The following is a 22,724-nucleotide window of genomic DNA, read 5'->3' as shown; positions in this document are numbered from 1 at the left end:
ACCTAAAAGAAGAATGAATAAATAGAATTTGATATTATAAAATAATAACAAATTCATAATTCATATTAATCGCTAGTATTTTGATTAATTTTTGACATTATTCTCATGAGTGATCTAAACATGACTACTACTTATCACAACAACTCCGGATTATGGGCAGATTTCTGGCAGGAAGCAATCCAGGAAGGAGTACGAAGAGGACCGATGAATCCTGGTTTCTGGAATCATATGGCCGGAAAATACGAACGGAATAAAGACCTTAAGAGAGAATCAGAGCGGCTCGAAACAATTTTTAATCTTCTGAAAAGTACCGGAATCATACTGGACGGTGCCCGGGTACTGGATATTGGTGGCGGGACCGGAGCACTAGCGATACCTCTTGCTAAAAGCGGTGCACGGGTTACGGTTGTTGATTTTTCCGAAGGTATGCTGCAGAAACTTAAAGAACGGGCACAAAAAGAACAAGTCCCTATAGAACGGACCATTCTTTCATCCTGGGATGCCATTGATCTTGAAAAAGAGGGTTTTAAAAAACAATTTGATATTGTCCTTGCATCGATGACTCCTGCTGTCCGGACTCCGGATGATTTCAGACTCATGCTCGAAGCTTCAAAAGGAGTCTGTTACTATAGTGGATGGGTGAAGAGAAAATGGTCTCCGGAATATTACGAACTCTATCGTGATCTCTTTCATGAAGAGCATCGTGAGGGAACCCATGGAATTTACCTGCCGTTCATGTACCTGTACATGCTTGGATACCAGCCGGATATTGTCCTCAAACAGGATGAATGGCAGAGTGAAGAGACGCTGGATGAGATTGTTGAGACCGTTTCCGGGTTTTTCGGAGTTACAAAGCATATTGATGAAGATAAAAAAATTAAAATCCGGGAATACTTTGCTAGGAAAACAGATAATGGAGTGTATCATTCAAAAACGATGGTTACAACCGGAATGATGGTCTGGGATATGAGAAAAAACTGTAATAGAGACCAAACTCCTGTACTTTTATGATGGTGAACAAGTATGGATTTGAAACCGTTCAAACGGGAATCAGTCATGCCACTTCCGGTGACGTTTATTTCTACCATCAGCAATGCAGGTGTCAGGAATATTGCTCCCTATTCATGTGTCATGCCAGTTCTCCGGCCTCTTGACCTGGTCTGTATTGCAACCGCGAAAAGGCGTGATACCCTGGATAATATCCGGGAAAACGGAGAATTTGTTATAAACATGGCCGGAACTGCTCTTTCCGATAAGGTAATCCCGACCGCCCGGATGTCTCCACCAGAGGAAGACGAGTTCATTACTGCCGAACTCGATGAAAAACCCTCAGTGGTGGTCAAACCTCCGGGAATTAAAGGGTGTTATGCATGGATGGAGTGTAAACTCGATAAATTGTTTGAAGAGCCGTCATACATCCTCATTATGGGTAAGGTTGTACATCTTGAGATAGATGATGAATACTTCCGGGAAGATGGTTCATGGGATGTTTCAAAGGCAGAGCCTCTTATGATGACCGGATCAGATACACACATGCATTATGGGACTGTTACACCAACCGGACGTTCTGATCCTTTTAGTGCGATGTTTCCTGGCCGGGGAGATCCTCTGGCTGAAAAATACCGGGAAAAATCTTCCAAATAATTTTTTCCAACCGATATTCACTGATGTTGTATTTCTGACACTGATTGATTCGATAAATTGTTCATGTGCTTCCTTAATTGGGGTAATTAAACATCCATCATCAAGTATGATAATACCCAATTGAAAGGAATGACTTCATTCTTGATAAAAACCATATATATTATAAGAAATCCCCCATCCGGAATTTTTCATTATTCACTACTGGATATAAACACAAAAACGATAGGGTTTGAGAATATATACATAAATGAGGGATAATGCAATTTAATATCATAATTGAGAAGGATGAAGATGGTTGGTTTGTAGCGACTGTCCCATCTCTTCCCGGGTGTCATTCTCAGGCTCAAAGTCTTGATGACCTCCTTGAAAGAATACGTGAAGCGATAACCCTCTATCTTGAGGTAAAAGGCAAACCTCCTGTTGAGGAATTGCGTTCATTTGTCGGGGTTCAGATCGTAGATGCTCTAGCCTGTTAATCCCAAAAAAGTTATTAAAGTTCATTCTTCCCTTGGATTTGTCACTATAAGGCAAAGGGGAATCTGATAATGCAACATCCCGATGTACGAACCACGATAATTCCCATACATAATGGAGAAGATATTCATAAAGGGCTTCTTCGAACAATTATTCATGAAGTAGGGATAGATAAGGAGTTGTTTATCTCAATGCTGGATGATGCATAAAAATTAGCGGACTTTTTTTATTCAATCCGGCTGAATGCCATTGTTCCGATAACAAACATGAGAATATCAAACCCGATTAGCACTGCTAAATCCAATTCCATCGGGAATAACTGAACCCAGCTCTCTCCCATCATTACCGTCCGGAGTGCATCCACTCCATAGGTGAGGGGATTTGCATAGCTGACCACCTGGAGCCAATCTGGCACCTGGGAAAGAGGAAACAATGCTCCGGACAGGAAAAACATGGGCAGGTTTATGAATGTCTGAATAAGGCCGAAACCCTCAAAACTTTTCATTAGGCTTGCAAATATTAGTCCGATACAGACAAGGCCAAATGTTACGAGAAGCATAATCGGAAGAGCTTTTATAACCATGAAAAAGTTCAGCGGGATTCCAATGAGCAGAGCAAACGGGAAGATGATAATCCCCTGTATCATGACATCAGTGCTCACTCCAATCATTTTTCCAAGAAATATTGACGGTCTTGATATGGGCGAAACAAGGATCTCTTTCATGAACCCGAACTCCCGGTCCCAGATGACTGAAATGCCCATGAACATGGCAGTAAAGAGCATAGCCTGGGTTATGAGTCCGGGAAAGATAAACTCCTGGTAATTTATTCCGGGAATTCCTGCAGAAAACCTCATGCCTGTTCCGAAAATAAACAGCCAGATGAGCGGCTGACAGAATGCATTGATGAGCCGGGGTTTTTCCCGGAGGAATTTTTTTACTTCCCTGAGCCAGAGTGTGTAAATTCCCCTGATTTCACTCATCTGGCCCGCCTCCGTTTCATCATCGCAACCCGTCCGGTTCGTTCCCGGGTTTCATCATCAGAGAGGTTTTTTCCGGTATAATGAATGAACACATCATTCATGTCAGGATTACTTATGGTGACTGATTCAATCCGGATTCCTGCCTTAATAGCGGATTCCATGATTTTCGGGAGCAGGAGATTGGCATGACTCACTCCTACCTTCAACTCCCTGCCTGATATCCTGATATCTTCGGATATGTTCTCTCCGGTAAGTACTGTTTGGAGTTTGTCCGGTTCATCGGTGATTAATATGACCGTATCTTTTCCGATACCTCCTTTCAGGACATCCGGCTTGTCGAGGATTATTATCTTCCCCCGATCAATGATGGCAATCCGGTCACAGAGTCGGTCTGCCTCCTCCATGTAATGGGTCGTGAGGATAACGGTCATGTCTTCCCGTTTCCGGAGCATTCTGATATAATCCCAGATATGTTCCCTGCTCCGGGGATCAAGACCGATGGTTGGTTCATCAAGAAAAAGAACCCTTGGATAATGGAGCAGACCACGAGCAATCTCAAGTCTTCGTCTCATGCCTCCGGAATACGTATTTAAAAAATCTTCAGCCTTATCAGAGAGACCTACCAGGTTGAGAACGTCTTTTATCCGTTCTTTTTGTTCTGACACCGGAACGCCATAGAGGTCGGCATGCATCTGCAGGTTTTCCCTGGCGGTCATGTCAGTGTCCACGCTCGGGTCCTGGAAGACGATGCCGATTGATTTTCGCACCATGGAATTATCTCTGATAATATCATATCCGTTTATCCGGGCAGTTCCGGAGGTGGGTTTCAGGATAGTGCAGAGCATTGAAAGGAGAGTGGTTTTTCCGGCCCCGTTCGGTCCGAGAAGGCCGAAGACCTCGCCGCGTTTAATGGACAGAGAAATATTGTCTACCGCAATGTTTGAACCGAATTTTTTTATCAGGTTGTCTGTTTCGATGATTATTTGATTCATGAATTGTCCGGTTGTTGTAATCAGTATTCATGAGTTTGAAATTGGTATAAAGAGATCTTTCGAAACATAAATTTTTTTTTCATCCCGGAGAGAATGCTTAGTATTATCAATGATCTCATCTCATCTGTATAGAACAGTCTTATTTTATGCAAGTATCCCTTTACATTCTAATCCTTCTCATTACCATATGCATCTCTCTATCCCTGGCGATATATGGATTCAGGCGATACTCTGAACCTGAAATGGCAGCATTCGGCTACCTGATGACCTTTATTGCCGTATGGGCGATAGGCACTGCCGGAGAGTTTTTTTTTTCAGGTATTGGGATGAAGTTGTTCTGGACAATCATCATCTATACCGGTAACCAGACTTCTCCTGTCCTTTTCCTGATATTCATCTTACTTCTGACCAGAAGCGGAACCTGGTTTCCGCAAAAATGTATCCCGGTCCTCTTTTTCATTCCGGCTATTACTATTTTTCTGGCCGGAACAAATGAATTACATCATTTATTGTGGACCAGTGCCCGGATAGTTGAGACAACCATTGCCGGACAATCGCTTGTTATTGAACACGGGCCCTGGTTTCCGGTTGAGGTTGTGTACATTTATCTGATTCTTGCAGTTTCACTCATCTGTATTATCCGGGTAATCCTCTCAGGTCCGGGGATATTTAACCGGCAGATGGTGATAATTCTGATTGCCTCGCTGATACCAATCATCGGAAATATTCTGTATACGAATTTTGGTCCGGCGTTGTCTGGTATAGATACGACCCCGGTCCTGTTCTCATTTACCGGAATTTTTTGTGGATATGCAATTTCTCGTCACAATCTACTCGAGATCTTCCCTGCTGCGTATGAACAGATCTTCCGGAACCTTCAGGAAGGGGTGATTGTCCTTGATCATAAAAACAGGATTATTTCATTGAATCCGGCTGCTTGTAAGTTTACAAAACTCTCTGAATCGGTCATCGGAGAAGATGCGATATCGGCCCTCCATTCATGGCCGGATATCGGATTGCTTCTCACCGGATCACAGCAGGATATAGAGATAGAGGCGGATTTTCAGTGGTTTCATATCAGAAGTAATAGTATGCCTTCCGGACATTCCGGAAAAGATGGTCGTCTTATTATTATTCAGGATATCACTATCCGAAAAAACCTGATGCGTGACCTTGAAAAGAGTTCTGCAGATATCCAAAGGACAAATGTGAAACTCTCTCTGATGAGTGGTGTTATCAGGCATGATATTGTAAATGAACTGACAATCATTCTCTCAGCGTTCAATCTTATTGATCCCCCTCATGATCCTATCGAGAAGGATCTCTGGAGCGGTTCAAAGGAAGCAGCTCAGAATATTCTAAAACTTGTCCGGTTTACAAGAGAATACGAAGAGATGGGGCTTAAAAAACCTGAGTGGATTGATTTATGGGAAGCAGTCGATAATGAAGGGGTCATGGTCACCGGAGATATCAGATTTGAAAATCTGATTCCCCGAAAAACCATGATATATAGTGACTCTCTTATCAGAACAGTCATCCGGAACCTGATTGATAATGCCATCCGACATGGGGGAATTATGCATGTTATCCGGTTTTCCATGGAGAAATCAGAGTCCGGTGAGATACTTATCTGTGAAGATGATGGAAAAGGTATCAAAGACACTGAAAAACAGTCTATATTCCGGAGAGGTTATGGTGAGAATACCGGGATGGGATTATACTTTATCAGGGAGATCTTGTCTGTTGGAGAGATGGGAATCACCGAAACAGGAAAAAAAGGATGTGGAGCGAGATTTGAGATTACTATTCCGGAAGATCTGATCCGGAGAATTCCTGACCATCAGTAGTAAATCCTGTGGAATGAGATTTTTACCGCAACTCTGAATTTTTTTGTCGCTGAACCAACCTTTTTATCGTTTAAATATGAGACGATTGGTAAATATTTAGGCAACTTTGTCAGAATTCTTGCTGATTTTTAATCGAAACTGAACTTATCGGGCATTAACGCTGAATTCGTTCTTTTAAAGATATGTTCTGGGAATTATGAATACGATAAATTGTTTCATAAATGTCGGCTCGAATTCATAAAAAATGAAAAATAAGAGCATATATTATTAATGTTCAATAGATAAAAATATTTAAACAGGTTTAAATACAAAAAACCTAAACTTTTGATGATGGCAAAAAGTTTATTTGTTATTATTTGTTGTCTGGTAATGGCAACATGTATGGTAGGTGTTATTGCTGATTCGACTGAGGCAACGAACGAATCGAAAAGTAATGAGTTGAACAACGAAGCGTATTCATTGCAGGAATCCGGAAATTTTGAGGAAGCTCTTTTAGTAGTTAATCAGTCAATTGAACTGAATCCTGAAAATAATTATGCATGGGGTACAAAAGCATCAATTTTGATGAATCTTAACCGCTATGATGAAGCTCTTATCGCAATTGATGAAGCTCTTACGTTGATCCCAGATGACCCGACATATGTAGAGATGAAAAAATCTATTGAACAAAATGTTGGAACCAGTGATGAATCAACTGAAGTAACAAACGAATCGTTGAGTAAAGAGTTGAACAACGAAGCTTATGCATTGCAGGAATCCGGAAAATATGATGAAGCCCTTTTAGTAGTTGATCAGGCAATTGAACAGGATCCAAATTCTCATTATCCATGGGGCACGAAAGCCTCCATATTGATGCATCTTAACCGCTATGATGAAGCTCTTATCGCAATTGATAAGGCACTTGAACTGAGCCCAAATGACTCCACTCTTATCAATATGAAAAAAACGATTGAACAAAAAGTTGGGGGGAGTGATGAATCAGCTGAGGTGTCAAACGAATCGAAAAGTAATGAGTTGAACAACGAAGCTTATTCATTGCAGGAATCCGGAAAATTTGATGAGGCCCTTTTAGTCGTTGATCAGGCAATTGAACAGAATCCTAAAAATAATTATGCATGGGGCACGAAAGCCTCCATATTGATGAATCTTAACCGCTATGATGAAGCTTTAATCGCAATCGATGAAGCGCTTAAATTGATTCCCGATGACCCAAATTATTTGAAAATGAAAAGTACCATTGAAGGAAATTTGTAATCACTATTGAATCCAATGATGTGGTACTGAAAAAGGTACTGATTGTTCAAAGTAAACCACTTTTTTTAAATGAAGTTTATTAAAGATTCAGAAAAAATCGATGAGTTTTTCCCAAATAACCCGGTAATTACTCTTTAATTTGAAATATCTCTGTCATCAATTTAGTTGGTTTTTCGGTAATATTCTGTTTAATTAAACCCTATCTACCAGAAGAGATAATAATTTGGTATGGATACCTAGGTTCAGAGTATTTTTCCCATAAGAATGAGATCTTCATACCTCCCATCAATGAAAAACGCCTCTTTTTTTCTCCCTTCCTGTAAATAGCCCATCTGCTCATACAACCTGGCTGCCCGGGGATTTGTATCGGCGACCATACACTCCATTTTATGGTACCCCCGGTCTGTTACTTCACGTTCCAGGAATGAAATTGCAGATTTCCCAATCCCCTTTCCCCAGTATGCCGGATCTACGTAGAGGAAAAATGTAGCAATATAAGAAAGCCGGGTTCCGGGAGGTTGAGCATAAAATCCTGCTCCTCCGATAATCCTGCCTTTTTCATCATCTTCATGAATTCCCCATAAAAAGACCAGACCGGCCTGTATGTAATTCCAGAGTGTCCGGGTAGTTTCCATGGAGATGGGTGGTATTGTTTCAAAATGTTCAGATATCTCCGGCATATTTGAAAGTTCATTTATTCTTTCAAGTTCTGATTCCTGCAGGGGAGAAAAATGTATTGGTACTGATAATTGACGGAGAGTCACATATCATCTTGAAAATTTAGCCGGATAAGAGTATGGGTAAGCACCATATTATCTAAAAAAAGTTATTCATCATACCGTTGGCAAAGAAAGGATTTTGAAATGCTTCTAAAAATTGTCCGGACAACCGGTGATGGTAATTACGGTCATCGGTAAAGATTATGCTTACCGGGAGTCTGGAGATCTCCCTGGTCATGCGCCGGACCAGCCCGTCAACCGATTCCTGTCTGATGATCCAACCGACCACAGTAACCGTATTCCTGCCTATATTCCCCGTTTCCGGAGATGATCTCTTCATTACTGTCCGGTCAGAGGGGGAGAGTAAACCGGGATGGAATGAGGGTATCCGGCACTACTCAGGATACCTTTTGTTTGATACTTATTTTGCTTAAAAAAACCATTAAGTACCCAGGTACCCATGGCATATGTCCACCGGATAGAAGTCCGTTATAAAAATGATCCCCGCCTTACCGTGAGAACCAATCGAATACGCTCACTTGGGTTCCCCATTGAAGAACTCCATGTAATAGATATCTATACTGTCTACACAACCTCCTGCGATTTTAGTCCTGAAGAACTCCGGGAGATTGGAATCCAGCTTGCAAACCCGGTTGTGCAGACCTTTACCGTGGATAAGGCTACGGTTGCATTCTTTGATTCAGCCATCGAGGTTGGTTTCCTTCCTGGTGTCACCGATAACGTTGGTACTACTGCAAGGCAGACCATCGAAGACTATATAAAGAGAAAATTTGAGCCAGGAGAAGCGGTCTATTCTTCGCAGCTCTTCTTTGTCACCGGAAAACTATCTCCGGATGCCCTGCAGAACCTTGCAACCACGCTTGCAAACCCGCTGATACACCGGGTGCATATTAAAAGCAGGGCAGAGTATGGAACAAAGGGCATGGATGTCGTAATCCCTCTTGTAGATCTCCATGAACTCCCTGCTGCTGAATTGGTTTCCCTGGATCTTGATGACCCAGATCTAATCCGGATTGGAAAAGAGGGAATTGTCGATTCGGAGACAGGTCAGCGGAGAGGACCACTTGCTCTTGACCTGGCCCAGCTTCATGCTATCCGGGATTATTTTGCAACGAAAGGGAGAAAACCTACTGATATCGAGATAGAGTCACTTGCCCAGACATGGAGTGAGCATTGTAAACACACTATCTTTGCTTCACCCCTGGATGATGATATGCCAAAAGGCCTGTATAAAACCTGTATCCAGGCGGCTACCAATAGAATCCGGCAGGAGAGAGGAGACAAGGATATCTGTTTGAGTGTCTTTTCCGATAACTCCGGCGGGATAATTTTTGATGATCAGTACCTGGTCACCCACAAGGTTGAGACGCATAATTCCCCGTCAGCACTTGATCCCTTTGGCGGTGCTCTTACCGGAATCGTGGGGGTAAATCGGGATACTATCGGTTTTGGTCTTGGGGCAAAGCCCTGTATTAATATATACGGATTCTGTGTTGGAGATCCGGAGAAAAGTCCGGCCCTGTTCAGAGGAAAAGACAAGTCAAATCCAATCCTTTCACCTCGGCGGATTCTGGACGGTGTTGTATCCGGAGTGGGCGTTGGAGGAAATTGTTCCGGTATCCCGACTCCCCAGGGATTTGTCTGGTTTGATGACCGGTATGTGGGTAAACCTCTGGTTTTTGCCGGAACAGTCGGTATTATGCCAAGAACTGATGGTTCCCGGAACCTTCATGAGAAACAGGCACAGCCGGGCGATCATATTGTTATGGTCGGGGGCCGGGTTGGAAAAGACGGGATTCATGGAGCAACGTTCTCATCCGAAGCACTTGATCCGGGAAGTCCGGTTACTGCCGTGCAGATTGGGGATCCAATAACCCAGAAGAAGGTATCAGATGTTATCGTGAAGGAAGCCCGGGATCTCGGTCTTTACCATAGTATTACCGATAACGGGGCTGGCGGTATCTCTTGTTCGGTTGCAGAGATGGCGAAGGAATGTAACGGTTGTCATGTTTTTCTGGACAAAGTTCCCCTGAAATATCCGGGAATGGCACCGTGGGAGATCTGGATCTCTGAATCACAGGAACGGATGACTCTCGCCGTTCCCCCGGAAAAACTTGATGAGTTCATGAGTTTACTTCGTCGTCGGGAGGTTGAGGGAACGGTTATCGGAGAGTTTACCAATTCTGGTCGGTGTGTGGTTGAGTTCAACGGAGCGGTGGTGATGGATATTGAACTATCCTTCCTGCATGACGGTCTTCCGGTAAAACACCTCCGGACAACGCCTCCTGCTCCGGTGTCAACAACTCCTGTCCCTCCATGTCCGGATAATCTGGATGAGATGGTAAAGGAGATGCTTTCCCGGAAAAATATCTGCTCAAAGGAGTTCATCTCTCTTCAGTATGACCATACCGTGCAGGGAGGGCATGTGCTCGGTCCGGTCCAGGGAACCGGCAGGGTTCAGGGAATGGCAACCCTGACAAAGGTTGTTCCCGGATCAAAGAAAGGAGTGGGACTCTCACAGGGTATCTTCCCGTCCTATTCTGAAATTGATTCCTATCGGATGGCTGTTGCCTGTATTGATACTGCTATCCGTGGACTTATCGCTCTTGGAATCCCCCTTGAAGCGATAGCCATTCTTGATAATTTCTGTTGGTGTTCGTCTGATGATCCCGGAAGGCTTTCCCAGTTAAGGCATGCTGCAATCGGGTGTTATGATGGAGCAACCGGTTTTGAGACCCCGTTTATCTCCGGAAAAGACAGCATGTTTAATGATTTCTCCGGGTATGATGAGCAGAACAACCGGGTAAAGGTCTCGGTGCCACCGACACTTCTCGTATCTTCTATCGGTATTCATCCGGACGTGACAAAGGCGGTCTCGCTTGATGCAAAGGTAGAAGGAGATCTTGTGTATCTGATTGGAGAGACCCGGGAGGAATGCGGTGGATCAGAGTATTTTGCCCACCTTGGCTGTTCCGGCGGAACGGTGCCGGATATTGATATTGCGGCAATGAAAGCACGATATAAGCGGTTATCAAATGCCATCCTTCATGATCTTGTCGCATCCGCTTTTCCGGTAACTCATGGAGGTCTTGCAATAGCCCTTGCGAAAGTTGCAATTGCCGGACGAATTGGTATGGATGTCACCATCTCCGGAGACATGAGGCCTGATTATTCTCTCTTTTCTGAAACGCTCGGAAGGTTTATCGTCACGATTGCACCGGATAAGAAACGCTCGTTTGAACTTGCAATGGGCTATGATGCATTTCTTATTGGCCGGGTAACCGGGAAGAGTCTGCAGATCACCGGTAAAGGATTCCGGGTAGCAGTGCCGGTCAGCGACCTTGAAACTGCGTATAAGAAACCATTCGGAGGGTACTAACATGACTCAGGCAGTTTTTTCATCCTCAACAAAGGTGTCCGGAGAGGAACTGATTCCGGACAAGGCCCTCATTATGAGCGGGTACGGGATAAACTCCGAGATGGAGACGAAAGAGGCCCTTCTTCGTGCCGGAATGGATGCAGATATCGTCCATATCAATGATCTCATCGATCGCAAATTCCGGATGACCGATTATCGACTGCTTGTGTTTCCGGGAGGGTTTTCTTACGGTGATGATACTGGTGCCGGGAATGCCTATGCAAACCGGGTCCGGAATAATCTCTGGAATGATCTGACCGAATTTCTTGAAGAAGACAATCTGGTGCTCGGTATCTGTAACGGGTTTCAGATACTCGCAAATCTTGGGCTTGTTCCGGCATTTGATAAGCAGTATAACCGGGATATTGCTCTTATGCCTAACCGGAAAGGAGTGCTTGAGTGCCGGTATGTAACAATAAAACCCGCCTTCGAGAATCTCTGGACAAAAGGGATAGAACGGATAGTCTGTCCGGTATCTCACGGGGAAGGAAATTTTTCATGTTCTCCGGAGGTTCTGAAACGTCTGAAGAGTCAGAAGATGATTGCATTTACGTACTGCCGGGAGGATTTAAGACCTGCCGATGGAGAGTATCCCTTTAATCCGAATGGTTCGACTGCTGATATTGCCGGAATTACCTCTGCAGATGGGAAAGTTCTGGCAATGATGCCCCATCCGGAACGAGCAATGGAGTTTGTAAACCAGTATGACTGGACACTACAAAAAGAGATACTCAAGCGAAAGCAACTTCCGGTTCCGTCAGAGTCCATAAATATGAGGTTATTCCGGAATATTGTGGATTATTTCCGCTAATTTTTTTGAAATCTTTTTTCTGTAATAATTTCTCGTCTGGTACCATCAGAAAACTTATATTGTCAACACTACAATGTTGACATGTGCATATACCAACGGATGAAAAGCAGTTTCAGTTCTGGATTATGCGGAGAGACGGAACTCCTAATATAACCATCGCAAATCTGCTGGGTATCTCAAGACAGGCAGTGTCACGGGCTCTTCTGAGTGTTGATAAGAAGATCGGGTCTGCCCTTGAGGATATGGCACGTGCAAACCAGATCTCCATTGAAAAGGTAAATTCCGAACGGGGCGTTCTCATTGGGAGGTCAATTCCGTTTCAGACCAGGGCAATTATCTTTATTTCACAAAAACATGGCATGCAGGTCTGGTATGAACACGAAGGGGATTGTAATAGTTGCCCCCTATATACCGAGTGTATCGAGTTACTCTGGGATTATGCCGGAGAACTTGGAATAATCATTGAAAAAACAGAAGATCCGACAAAAATGGCTGATGAGTTATTTAAAAAATTACTGGAGGCGTTATGAGTCACATGGGAATATCAAAAAAAGTCTATTCCTGGATGGGTTGGTGTCCGAATAGCAGTGCCATTCATACCGCTATAGAAATCCCTTCTTATCTGAATATCGTTGAAAAAGGAAGTCCGATATCCGGAAGAGGGCTGTTATTCTTCCAGCTTACCTGGATAGTGGTAGGGCTTTCATTTCTCACGGCTCTTGCTTTTTTGCCATATCTTCCAGAAATCGTGCCGGTTCACTGGAATATCCAGGGGGATGCAGACCGGTTTTCTGATAAACTATCCGGAGCATTTGGTCTTCCGGCAATTATCCTGATAATGGCCCTATTCTTAAATCTTCTTCCCCGGTTTGAAAAGATGAAAGAAAACCTGGAGGCTTCAGGTGATTTTTATCAGGTGATTATCTGTTCTACTATCTCTCTCCTGTATGGAATAGAGATCCTTGTGCTCCTCGTTTCATCCGGAACAATGATCTCACTGGAGGTAATGATTCCGATTCTGATAGGATGTTTTTTCGCAATTCTTGGCTATATCATGCCCTATATCAAACGGAATACGACCGTTGGATTCAGGTTCCCCTGGACCCTTCGTGATGATCGCATCTGGAAACAAACCCACGTTCATGGGGGCAAAATATTCATGGCTGCCGGATTATTGGTTATTTTGATAGCTCCCTTTGCCGGAATATGGGGAATATTTGTCTTACTGCTGGTAGTTCTTCTTGCATCGCTTTATGTTGCAGTTTATTCGTACCGATTGTCAAAAATCATGGATACCAGGAATGGAAGTCCAATATGAAAGAAAACATGAATACTACGATTATTACAGATACCGATTCAGTAATTACCGGTTGGTGCCCAAATCATGACAAACCGGTGAACAGAAAGGCGGAATTTTCAGTTATGGATGTTTTGACTATGGGAAAAAATCCTGAAGACCCGACTGGACTTACAAAAAACCTTGAGTATTCTCATGAACAGGTAGGGATAGTTCAGGTATGGGCAGGAATTATCAGTCTGAATATTCTTCTATTCACCGCATATTTTTGTCAGGATATCATCCTGCTACTTCTGATTCCAATACTCGCACTAATATTCGGTGTGGCGTTCTTCTCCACAATGACTGTAATTATAACTACAGATGCTATTAAGGTCCAATTTGGTCCGGTTTCTGTTATTAAACGAACATTTCCATTTGAGAAGATAAAAGCATACAGCCTGGTAAAAAATCCCTGGTACTATGGATACGGAGTACGGTGGATTCCCCATGGAACACTCTATAATATTGCCGGTCCTGATGCATTGGAACTCACGTTACACTCGGGAAAGCGAGTACAGATAGGAACAGATGAGCCGGAAAAAATGATTGAAGTATTTGAAAACGTATTCAGACATGCCTGTAATCGAGTAGTAAAGGAAGATTAGAGACATTATGGATTCTTAATCATGAATAGTATTGCGACTAAAAGAACTTCCAAAGAACCAGGAAGAATAACAAGTAATTTTGCATCTTCTCATCAGAAGACAGCGATTCTTCTGATCCGGTCGTGTATAGGAAGTATTGTTTTAATACTCATCACAGCGTATTTCAGGCCGGAATTTATTTTTTTCCTGCTGGTGCCGATCTGTAGTTTAGGAATCTGTCATCTTATTGAATTTCCATATCTGAAATGATTGGTTATTATCAACAGCTATAGTGCCTGGTAAAGGGTTGGGGTAAGTTGACCTGAAATGAAGGTTATCCAAAAACCACGACTTATACATTTCATCGGTAAAACGGTTGTTTCTGGATTATTCCAGAACGGTTCGTATTAAAGTATATATCTCAATGAATTAATTACTATTATCACATTTGTGAGCATTCATATGCAATTAAAAGTCAGATTCTCGGGTTTATGTATCCTTACTGCTTTGATACTCTGTATTATGACTGGTGTATCATTAGCAGAAGACACTGGAATGAATGTATCTGAAACGGTAAACACCATGGATATCAATTCTATGGATATTATCAATGATACTGAATTGCAATCCACGGTTCTTGAAAACCTTGAGTCAAATGGTGTGGATACCTCTGTACTCCGGGCAGCAATTTCTGTTGGTGCAACCGGAAAAGTCAGGAACATCCTTGAGTTATATAAGGACAAACTTCAGGCAAATCCGGACTATGTAAAACCTGAAGAGAGTGGTAATGAATCAACTCCGGTGACATCCAATACTGAAACAGTTCCCGAAAAACCAACACCAATTCCAACAAAAACTCAGTCCCCCATATCACTAATCACTGTGGTTTTCGGATTCATGGCTGTTTTGTGTATTTTCTCTTTCCTAAAGAGATAATTATTTTTTTCTCGGGCTTGAAACATATAATTTTTGTCCTATTACATTCTAAATTTTGTTTATCCTTTTTTAATCAGCTGAATTTTACGGTATTTCAAGAATAACGTGAGCAAAGAATATTATTATCAGTTAAAAATCCGGATGTTAAAGCAATATTAATATACTCGAATGGACATTATACCTATTTATAGGAAGTGCGGAATAACGAATTTTTCAGGATTGTGTGTTTTTTGAGAGCATGAGGTCTCTTGTAAATTGATGGTTTCATAGTCAATTCGATTGCGTACCTCCTATTGTTTGTGTGAGGTATCAGCATGAAAAAAAGAATTTCAAATAGTCGATCCATCAAGGAATTTCATCATCCTGTTCTGGACGACATCAAAGACAGACTGAAAAAAGATCCTACTCTTGTTCAAAGATTCAAAGATGATTTCCAGGGAACTATTCGAGATCTTGGGATAGTATACGGCGATAAAGAAAAAAATAAATTAAAGCGAGACTGGCAGAAATGGGTCCGGGAGGATCTGAGAAATAAGATGGAGGGGGTACCAAAAGATAAGATTCCTTATTACTCGATGGTTCGAAATGGTAAACCAATTTCTATCCGGGTATTTCTCACAACCGATGGGAAGGTTAGAAAAATTCAGCCCCGGGAGGACGAAATATGAGCGCTACTGCAGGCTATTATATCACCGCAGAGGTTCATGAGCGACTTATCAACAATTTTCTTCACGTGGCTTTTTGCAGTAATTCTCTCGTTTTTTCCGGAACCTATACTCTTCCATTTCCTGATGTTCCTGAAAGTCTTCAGGAATTTATTGAGATAGATTATCAGATCTCATTTGCCGAGTCACCGGTAATCGATTGCACGTATGATCTAAATCTCTTTATGAGAGCACGGATAGAGGGAAAATTCGTTCTTCTTGGAGGTATTGAACTTGATTTTGAAGTTCAAATAAGGGGAGAGATAAATCCGGGTTATGACCAGGACACAAGCAGGTTAACCATTGGACTTATTGAAATCGCCCTGGAGGACATTGAAATCAATGATGAATATCACCTCTCCCCGGTAATAATTGAACGTCTTAACGAGATCCTGGAAATTATCATTTCGGAGAATCTTCTCGGTGATTATACCAGCATTCCCATAAGTCCGGTGATTATCTCTCCAAAATTACCAGAAATGCCTGATGATGAACGGTTTCGTCTGCCGATTCTTTTCGGAAATTTCAAAGTAGCAAGTCCGGAAACACTGGTTGTCGCGATAAACCTGTTTGATAACGAATCTGGTGATGTTAATGCTCTCACCGATTACCTAAATGATGCAGATCTCGGATTAGCAGTTAATGAAGCAGGAATGCATGCAATCTACGATTTCTGGTGGGAGAACACCACATGGAATAAGGTAATTACAATACCTAACCCTCCGGACCCTCCATATCGATATGATGTCGAAATACCTGACAATGCAGAGCAGATACTTGAGATACTTGGTTGGGTTCAAACTGCAATAATTGGAATATTAACTGCCGGAATTTATACAGAAGAATCTTCAATCGATGCTTTGTGGATTGATTTTCAAATGTCGATTGCCTTTGAACAATTTGATTTTTCATTCAATTCTGATGGAACAATTAGTATGTCTACTGAATTCACATTAGATCTTGAAGCAGTAGTTAGTATGCAGGTTACGACAACAGATCTCTGGTTATTTGGAGCAATTGAAGGTGAACCTGAAACAAGAAATCTACAGGTATTTACCGGAAGAGTCCGGGATCTTGTGGTTAGAATTGATTCTGCATCTGTACAATTTTATCTGAATGAAGATAATCGTCTGACCGTTGATTTACGATCCCTCGATATCGACCTCCCCCTGGATTGGGATATGCCTGAACTGATACTGGATGCAATTGTTGATTTTGTAGTGGGCTATGCTGTGGAATCCATGCCACCCTTTGTTATTGCACCAGCTATGTTTGAAGGAGAACTACCCGGAACAGATATGACCATTTCAGCAGGATTCAGTTCTATCCAGGTAACCGATGAAGATGCAGCAGTGACAGCTTCCCTGATCACATCAGGAGTAGAGACCTACGCTGCTTTCATTGCAAACCGTGATACCGGTGAAGTACACCGGCGTGTATGCGAATATGGCAGAAAAATAAAAAGGATAAACCGGGAATATTACTGCCGACTTGAAGATGCACTTGCCGCTGGATACAACGGATGCTATTATTGTCTGCGGGAATATGATACCGGATAATTCCCAATTTTTTGTAACTATTCAGTTCATTTGGGCAATTGCAGGATTATGAAAGAATGCCATATGATTATTCATATGTCAGAAATTATTTTTCCCATCAGACAGAGGTCTGCATAACTCCCGTCAATGTAAAACGCCATTTTTTTCTCCTGTTCATATCCCATTTTTTTAAACTTTAAAAAAATATTCGCGCAATAAAATAAAAGAATCATGATCCTTTTTAAGTATTATGTTAAGAGAAAAGAATATCGAATGAATCAATAGAAATGAATTTTTTTTCGTTTTAGTTTTTATGACAATAACATAGAAAAATTTTGATCTTTTAGACGTCCTAAAATTCGAATGTCTTGCATATCAATATATATAAACAATGCATATTCGCCCATGAGGGTAGTGTATTTCAATACATGACTCTACCGGGTGTATAATGAAATTAACATCTCATTTCATCATTATTTGTGCATTTATTGTAATGTTTGTCGGACAACCCTTTTTTCCGGTTATTTTTTCAAGTGATGCTGTATCACTAAAAATCAGTGACTCTATTGGGAAAAATCCTGGTTTTACCCAACTTGCTGCAGGAAATACAAATTTTACTAAAAATCTCTCAAGGATTTCAAGTGATTCATCTGAGGAGGCAAGTGACCAGAATGGAATTATACCCGGGATTTCTCCGGAAAAATCTGGCATTACCTATAGTTTCACAAAAGATGTCATAGAGACGGACCTTGGAAGTATGACAGATACAGAGGGTGGAGTGCTCATATCTGGCGGGACATTTGCTCCTGGTGATGTCCTGGTGGATAAAGAAAATAATAAAGCGGTGAAAGTTCTTTTCACCCAATCGAACGGAGCCCTTGTTATCAGGCCTGCTCAGTTGTCTGAAGTATTTAAAAATCTCAAAATTGCAGAGCAAAAAATTCCTTTGGAGAATGTTATTGTTGAACACCCTGATGCTCCAAAGGAAATGACACGGAAAAATACACAGGAAGTTTTACCCTTCAAATCAGTGAGAGGGCAGGTTAAACCAGACACACCGGCATTTAATAAAACACTGGTTGCTTTCAATTCTAATGGAAAAGAGGCAAAAAAAGAAAAAGCAAAGGCAATTGTAGATAATAGTCAATTCCAGGGGTCCGGTATTGTCCTTTCCTTTCCAGATGAAACCGTTGTATACGATGAGGGAGGTATGAAAGTATACTTAGAAGGTGACATTGGAATAGGTTCTTCCCTGGATATAGAATATGATTGGAATGATGAGTATAAGGTGGGCCTTTCAGGTGCTCAGTACCTTGATGTTAATGTCAGGATAGAGGGCCAGAGATCCGGGGAAGATCCCCTGTTCATTCCATTTATCGGGATTAATGCAGACTTTGGAATTGCAGAATTAAAAGGAGGACTGGGGCTTTTAATCAATATTGACGGTACGTTCCAGGTAATTGTGGATATTGATGAAGGTGCGTATGCAAGTGCCGGATTAGCGGGAGATGTAGACTTCTTCTGGCCGTCATCAGTTCATCCGTATCATGATTCTGGAGTATATTCAGAAGGAGACTGTGACTTTGGTGGGGATATTACATGCACCGTACAGATTGGGGTGTTGGTTAATTTTGAAGTCCTAGGGTATGATCTCTTTGAACTCCAGTTTTCAACAGGATTTGAAGGATACGCCTCTGTTCATTCCGGTATGTTAAATTATGGATTGAATTTCATCATGATATTTTATATCGATGTATTTGACCTGAATCCGGCTCCTATTCTGAACGTTCGTGAAAATATCTTTGAAAGAGAGAAAGTGTATACCGGAGGATATCACTTCTACGTATCAGATCTCAGTGCTTATGAAGACCGGATTATCGGTCTTATCTTAAAGGATATTGAACATGGTGATAGTTCAGAGCGTGTTGATTACCCTCTCATTTGTGGTAAAAATTGCCCGGCTGCATATGCAAACGGAGATGTAAATATTGAATTTTTCAGAGATGGACAACTTCAAGATACATTACAGACAACGACAAATGACTTAGGGGTATTTGATTTCACCTTAAAACCGAATGTTGATGTCGTAAAAGGTGATTATGTGATTGTTAGTATCCCGAATGTCGAGGGAGCTAAAACATCCCCAATTGAGAGTTCAATCCCATTCAAAGAGGTTATTATAAATTACGGTGAGTTTTTCGAGGACCAGGTAGACGGTTTTGTTCCCAAAGGAAAGCCTCTGACAATACCCGGAGTTCCTGATGATATATTACCTCCGGTTGAATATCCAAATGCTAAGGGAGGATTAGTCCATATTACCGCAAAGAATCCAAATGGAGAGATCACTACTGCTGATACCTCATTATCGGATGAAAGTCAGTTCCATACCGTTGTTCAGGGAGGGACATACGGTATCATGCCAGGAGCTTGGATTGCAGTAACGTACACAATAGACGGATTTGTTATCCCCTCCGCTACTGTGGAGGCTACAAATCCAATTGATTTCTTTAAATACCGGATCGACAATGAAGGAGTAATTATGGTTGAGCAACAACTCGGAGCACAGACATTACAGCTCCCGGTTCCCAATTCTGTTGACCATAACCTGGAACATCATATCGTGGCAATCAATAAATTAGGAACAAAACCATTAACCGAGGATGTCACGATTACTGTTGAACTTGGGCAGATCCCAACATTATTTTCTGCAGATCAGGAGTATGATTTAAAAAGGGGAGGAATGTGTGGCCAATATACTGCAGATAGTTCATTTAATTACGAAGTTTTCACGGATAGAGAATTTAAAAAGTTGATCAAAAAGATAATGACCACAAAGCCGTTGACTACATCCTGGGCATCTCCGGGTACTGGTGGAGCAGCAACAGCAGTAAACCTCTACTGGGGATATGATGAGTTTAAAAAATGTGACATAAAACCGGAAGAGCTTGGAGCAGCAACTATTTCAGACAATACGCCTGAAAATCCCGTCGGAAAAATAAAGATTAATCCGGAGACTATGAATGCATTTATCAGGCAGAATCCAGGGGAAGAACTTGTGATAGACAATATCAACCTGGCTGATGAGTATCTACAGGATTCTGACCGGAACATCAAAGCATTCACCCCAGATGAAACCCTGATACTGGATGCAAATGCAGGCCCGATTATGTCAGATAAGGATATTGTTACACTCCCGCCAGTTGCCACAGTATATTCAAATGAGATGTACCCGGGATTTGATTGCGGACCGTTTTTTGAAATATATGCATACCGGGTCCGGACCACTGCATCCTATGAATTTGAAGAGGCGAAATTTTATGCACGTGAAGCCTTTGACAACATGGAGTTCTACTGTAAAATGGATGAGAAAAAGGAGCAGCCATCTGACGAAGAAGATGTAAAAAAATTGTGGCTGGATATTAGAAATTATGTCAGAGATCCTGTTGTTCATCCAAATGAAATCGAAGATATTTTGGTATCACCCATATCATAAAAAAACCCCCTTTTCTCTAATATCTCGCAATAAATAACTTTTCGGAGCATCCTTTCTTGTTTTTCTTTTGTAAGATGGATGAAAGGTATTTCATGACCAAAAAAATATTCATGATACACCTGAATGTCCTCTCTTTTCAGTCACCTGTTTTTTGAACCTGGATTAATCTCTGATGAGAACCTATAGGTATGGACTGACATACCATGAATAAATCCATCATTACCGTAGTTGGAAAGGACACCGTAGGTATAATCGCAAAAGTCTGCACATATCTTGCCGATAATCAGGTCAATGTCGAAGATATTTCTCAGACGATTGTGCAGGATTATTTTAACATGATGATGATCGTTGACACCGGACGATCTTCAAAACCATACTCTGAAATGGTCACCGATCTCGAAAGGATCGGTGATGAGATAGGTGTTAGAATCAGGTGCCAACGGGAAGATATTTTCGAAAAAATGCACCGTATCTGACAGGTTTATCATGATTAATATTTTTGAGGTTAATGAGACAAACAAGATGATTGAGCAGGAGAAACTGGATGTCCGGACTATTACGCTCGGCATCAGTCTGCTTGACTGCGGTGATTCTGATCTCAATAGCCTAAACCACAATATTTATGATAAAATAACCCGGCTCGCAAAAGACCTTGTTTCAACCGGAAAAGAGATAGAACTTGAATACGGGATTCCAATAGTTAATAAGAGAATATCGGTCACTCCTGTTGCACTTATCGCCGGAAAAGCATGCACTTCTCCGGATGATTTTGTCTCAATTGCCAGGACTCTTGACAGAGCAGCCCAAGATATGGGGGTTAATTTTATCGGCGGTTACTCTGCGATTGTATCAAAAGGGATGACTCATACTGATGAAAACCTCATCCGGTCCATTCCGAAGGCACTCTCCACAACCGAGCGGGTTTGCAGTTCGGTAAATATCGGCTCGACAAAGACCGGGATAAACATGGATGCCGTGAAACTCATGGGTCAGATTGTAAAAGAGACTGCTGAGGCAACAAAGGAGAATAATTCTCTTGGTTGTGCAAAACTTGTCGTCTTTTGCAATGCCCCGGATGACAATCCATTCATGGCCGGTGCGTTTCATGGTGTTTCAGAGGCTGATGCGGTTATTAATGTAGGGGTCAGTGGTCCGGGTGTTGTCAAGCATGCACTTGAAGGGGTCAGGGGAGAGGATTTCGAGGTTCTTTGTGAGACCGTTAAAAAGACGGCTTTTAAAGTTACCCGGGTGGGTCAGCTGGTTGCACAGGCAGCATCGGTCCGGCTTGGAATTCCGTTTGGAATTGTCGATCTCTCTCTTGCACCAACTCCCTCGGTCGGCGACAGTGTTGCGGAAATCCTTGAGGAGATGGGACTGGAATCTGTCGGTGCTCCGGGAACTACCGCTGCTCTTGCTCTCTTAAATGACCAGGTAAAAAAGGGAGGGGTGATGGCAAGTTCATTTGTCGGTGGTCTTTCCGGAGCATTTATTCCGGTGAGTGAGGATCAGGGGATGATAGATGCGGTAAACCGGGGCAGTCTGACGATTGAAAAACTTGAAGCAATGACTTGTGTCTGTTCAGTCGGTCTTGACATGATTGCCATTCCGGGTAATACTCCGGCTTCCACGATATCCGGTATCATTGCAGATGAGGCAGCGATAGGTATGATAAACCAGAAAACTACCGCAGTCCGGCTGATTCCGGTGGTTGGAAAGGATGTGGGAGATACGGTAGAATTTGGTGGTCTTCTTGGATATGCTCCGGTCCAGCCGGTTAATAAATTCAGTTGTAGTGATTTTATCAACAGAGGAGGACGGATTCCCGCACCGATTCACAGTTTCCGGAACTGATGGGGAGCATTGGGCAGCATGAATGCTCTTGTGATTTATTAAACCCTTATCACTCCGGATATTTCCTGACCTTGAACTTACATGATAACTTTACAGGATACAGGGTATTTTGAAAAT

At 42.2% G+C, this 22,724-nt stretch carries 21 protein-coding genes; 18 read left to right on the top strand and 3 right to left on the bottom strand.

Going from position 1 to position 22,724, the window contains the following annotated elements; genetic code table 11:
- Positions 1-120: 120 nt before the first annotated feature.
- The 4 genes from DLD82_RS02095 (at position 121) to DLD82_RS02080 (ending at position 2,327) form a co-directional block, all read left to right on the top strand.
- Positions 121-1,011, top strand: a complete 891-nt coding sequence (locus tag DLD82_RS02095; protein ID WP_245920337.1) for a class I SAM-dependent methyltransferase — start codon at positions 121-123, stop codon at positions 1,009-1,011.
- Between the two features lie 12 nt (positions 1,012-1,023).
- Positions 1,024-1,644 carry a flavin reductase family protein gene (locus DLD82_RS02090; RefSeq protein ID WP_109939454.1) on the top strand — a complete coding sequence of 207 codons (621 nt, stop codon included), beginning with the start codon at positions 1,024-1,026 and terminating at the stop codon, positions 1,642-1,644.
- 257 nt (positions 1,645-1,901) lie between these two features.
- Complete coding sequence (locus DLD82_RS02085) at positions 1,902-2,120, top strand: type II toxin-antitoxin system HicB family antitoxin (protein WP_109939453.1); 219 nt, start codon at positions 1,902-1,904, stop codon at positions 2,118-2,120.
- A 69-nt stretch (positions 2,121-2,189) separates the two neighbouring features.
- The gene (locus DLD82_RS02080) at positions 2,190-2,327 is read left to right on the top strand and encodes a type II toxin-antitoxin system HicA family toxin (protein WP_219968289.1); all 138 of its coding nucleotides are present in this window, start codon (positions 2,190-2,192) and stop codon (positions 2,325-2,327) included.
- Positions 2,328-2,344: 17 nt separating this feature from the next.
- On the opposite strand, the gene DLD82_RS02075 is transcribed toward DLD82_RS02080, so the two are convergent.
- Together DLD82_RS02075 and DLD82_RS02070 are read right to left on the bottom strand one after the other, a co-directional pair.
- Positions 2,345-3,100 (bottom strand): ABC transporter permease, encoded by a 756-nt coding sequence (locus DLD82_RS02075; RefSeq protein WP_109939452.1) that lies wholly within the window; start codon positions 3,098-3,100, stop codon positions 2,345-2,347.
- Complete coding sequence (locus DLD82_RS02070; protein ID WP_109939451.1) at positions 3,097-4,092, bottom strand: ATP-binding cassette domain-containing protein; 996 nt, start codon at positions 4,090-4,092, stop codon at positions 3,097-3,099. Before DLD82_RS02070 ends, DLD82_RS02075 begins: the two co-directional genes overlap by 4 nt.
- Positions 4,093-4,238: 146 nt before the next feature.
- Between DLD82_RS02070 and DLD82_RS02065 the strand changes: the two genes are divergently transcribed.
- Together DLD82_RS02065 and DLD82_RS02060 are read left to right on the top strand one after the other, a co-directional pair.
- A complete protein-coding gene (locus tag DLD82_RS02065) occupies positions 4,239-5,939 on the top strand; it encodes a histidine kinase N-terminal 7TM domain-containing protein (protein ID WP_109939450.1) in 1,701 nt (566 codons plus the stop codon).
- Positions 5,940-6,308: 369 nt separating this feature from the next.
- Entirely contained in the window at positions 6,309-7,193 is an 885-nt protein-coding gene (locus tag DLD82_RS02060) for a tetratricopeptide repeat protein (protein WP_181391204.1), read from the top strand.
- A 242-nt stretch (positions 7,194-7,435) separates the two neighbouring features.
- Here DLD82_RS02060 and DLD82_RS02055 read toward each other — a convergent pair whose 3' ends face one another.
- Complete coding sequence (locus tag DLD82_RS02055; protein ID WP_109939448.1) at positions 7,436-7,957, bottom strand: GNAT family N-acetyltransferase; 522 nt, start codon at positions 7,955-7,957, stop codon at positions 7,436-7,438.
- A gap of 158 nt (positions 7,958-8,115) precedes the next feature.
- On the opposite strand from DLD82_RS02055, the gene DLD82_RS18835 reads away from it, so the two are divergent.
- The 12 genes from DLD82_RS18835 (at position 8,116) to DLD82_RS01990 (ending at position 22,607) form a co-directional block, all read left to right on the top strand.
- Positions 8,116-8,346, top strand: a complete 231-nt coding sequence (locus DLD82_RS18835; protein WP_219968288.1) for a hypothetical protein — start codon at positions 8,116-8,118, stop codon at positions 8,344-8,346.
- 26 nt (positions 8,347-8,372) lie between these two features.
- On the top strand, positions 8,373-11,312 hold the full coding sequence (locus DLD82_RS02045) for an AIR synthase-related protein (protein ID WP_109939446.1): 2,940 nt from the start codon (positions 8,373-8,375) through the stop codon (positions 11,310-11,312).
- A gap of 1 nt (position 11,313) precedes the next feature.
- Positions 11,314-12,162, top strand: a complete 849-nt coding sequence (locus DLD82_RS02040) for a phosphoribosylformylglycinamidine synthase subunit PurQ (RefSeq protein WP_109939445.1) — start codon at positions 11,314-11,316, stop codon at positions 12,160-12,162.
- An 83-nt stretch (positions 12,163-12,245) separates the two neighbouring features.
- Entirely contained in the window at positions 12,246-12,692 is a 447-nt protein-coding gene (locus DLD82_RS02035; RefSeq protein ID WP_109939444.1) for a hypothetical protein, read from the top strand.
- A gap of 5 nt (positions 12,693-12,697) precedes the next feature.
- The gene (locus DLD82_RS02030; RefSeq protein ID WP_181391203.1) at positions 12,698-13,480 is read left to right on the top strand and encodes an SdpI family protein; all 783 of its coding nucleotides are present in this window, start codon (positions 12,698-12,700) and stop codon (positions 13,478-13,480) included.
- Positions 13,477-14,106, top strand: a complete 630-nt coding sequence (locus DLD82_RS02025; RefSeq protein ID WP_109939442.1) for a hypothetical protein — start codon at positions 13,477-13,479, stop codon at positions 14,104-14,106. The genes DLD82_RS02030 and DLD82_RS02025 overlap by 4 nt, the downstream gene beginning before the upstream one ends.
- A 501-nt stretch (positions 14,107-14,607) precedes the next feature.
- On the top strand, positions 14,608-15,021 hold the full coding sequence (locus DLD82_RS02015) for a hypothetical protein (RefSeq protein ID WP_109939440.1): 414 nt from the start codon (positions 14,608-14,610) through the stop codon (positions 15,019-15,021).
- Positions 15,022-15,335: 314 nt separating this feature from the next.
- On the top strand, positions 15,336-15,689 hold the full coding sequence (locus DLD82_RS02010) for a hypothetical protein (protein ID WP_109939439.1): 354 nt from the start codon (positions 15,336-15,338) through the stop codon (positions 15,687-15,689).
- The gene (locus DLD82_RS02005; RefSeq protein ID WP_109939438.1) at positions 15,686-17,284 is read left to right on the top strand and encodes a hypothetical protein; all 1,599 of its coding nucleotides are present in this window, start codon (positions 15,686-15,688) and stop codon (positions 17,282-17,284) included. Before DLD82_RS02010 ends, DLD82_RS02005 begins: the two co-directional genes overlap by 4 nt.
- Positions 17,285-17,711: 427 nt before the next feature.
- The gene (locus tag DLD82_RS02000) at positions 17,712-20,756 is read left to right on the top strand and encodes a hypothetical protein (RefSeq protein WP_109939437.1); all 3,045 of its coding nucleotides are present in this window, start codon (positions 17,712-17,714) and stop codon (positions 20,754-20,756) included.
- Positions 20,757-20,959: 203 nt separating this feature from the next.
- Positions 20,960-21,232 carry an ACT domain-containing protein gene (locus DLD82_RS01995; RefSeq protein ID WP_109939436.1) on the top strand — a complete coding sequence of 91 codons (273 nt, stop codon included), beginning with the start codon at positions 20,960-20,962 and terminating at the stop codon, positions 21,230-21,232.
- A 10-nt stretch (positions 21,233-21,242) separates the two neighbouring features.
- Positions 21,243-22,607 carry a PFL family protein gene (locus tag DLD82_RS01990; RefSeq protein WP_109939435.1) on the top strand — a complete coding sequence of 455 codons (1,365 nt, stop codon included), beginning with the start codon at positions 21,243-21,245 and terminating at the stop codon, positions 22,605-22,607.
- The last annotated feature ends 117 nt before the right edge of the window (positions 22,608-22,724 follow it).

It is taken from the genome of Methanospirillum stamsii (assembly GCF_003173335.1).
GTDB lineage: Archaea > Halobacteriota > Methanomicrobia > Methanomicrobiales > Methanospirillaceae > Methanospirillum > Methanospirillum stamsii.
The sequence above is the reverse complement of the archived record's forward strand: the minus strand, read 5'-3'. Positions and strand labels throughout refer to the sequence as shown.